A 728-nucleotide genomic window follows, 5' to 3' on the forward strand; every position below is an offset into this window, starting at 1 on the left:
GGCCTACGGCCCTGCCAAAGTCTCTTGACACCTGCACCTTATACGGTGCATTGCACTTTATAAGGCACAGATGAATACGAGTCCGCCGCATCGAATCGAACTGGTGTTCTACCAGACCGACGCCGGCAACGTGCCGGTCAGGGACTGGTTGCTAGAGCTGCCGCAGGATCACCGCCGGGAGATCGGGCAGGACTTGCAGCGCGTCCAGTTTCGTTGGCCGGTCGGAATGCCGTTGGTGCGGCCGATGGGAAAGGGACTGTTCGAGGTCCGCACGTCGCTGTCAGACGGCACGATCGCGCGGGTGATGTTCTGCTTCCAGACCGGGGAGCTGTATGCGCTGCACGGCTTCATCAAGAAGGCGAACAAGACACCCGCATCGGATTTGGAACTGGCGCGCAAGCGCCAGAAGGAGGTCGAAAATGGCTGACAATAAGCACCGGGGGCCGACCCTCGATAGCTTTCTTGAGGAGGAAGGCGTTCTTGCCGAGTTTCAGGCCAAGGCGATCAAGGAGGTTATCGCTTGGCAGCTCGCCGAGGCGATGAAGGAGCGCAAGCTCAGCAAGAACCGTCTCGCCACGATGATGCACACCAGCCGCACCCAGGTCGATCGCGTGCTCGATCCTGAGAACGGCAATGTCACCATCGAAACGCTGCAACGGGCGGCGGCGGTCGTCGGCCGTCGCGTCCAGCTCGCACTCGTCTAGGCGGCCGACCGCAAAAAGGTCTGG

2 protein-coding genes are annotated in these 728 nt (G+C 61.1%); both read left to right on the top strand.

Annotated elements, in window-relative coordinates:
* The first annotated feature begins 70 nt into the window (after positions 1 to 70).
* On the top strand, positions 71 to 427 hold the full coding sequence (locus tag AX709_RS15885; RefSeq protein ID WP_066488203.1) for a type II toxin-antitoxin system RelE/ParE family toxin: 357 nt from the start codon (positions 71 to 73) through the stop codon (positions 425 to 427).
* Positions 420 to 704, top strand: a complete 285-nt coding sequence (locus tag AX709_RS15890) for a helix-turn-helix domain-containing protein (protein ID WP_066488205.1) — start codon at positions 420 to 422, stop codon at positions 702 to 704. Before AX709_RS15885 ends, AX709_RS15890 begins: the two co-directional genes overlap by 8 nt.
* Positions 705 to 728 lie beyond the last annotated feature (24 nt).

Source organism: Sphingomonas sp. CCH15-F11, assembly GCF_001557005.1.
GTDB lineage: Bacteria > Pseudomonadota > Alphaproteobacteria > Sphingomonadales > Sphingomonadaceae > Sphingomonas.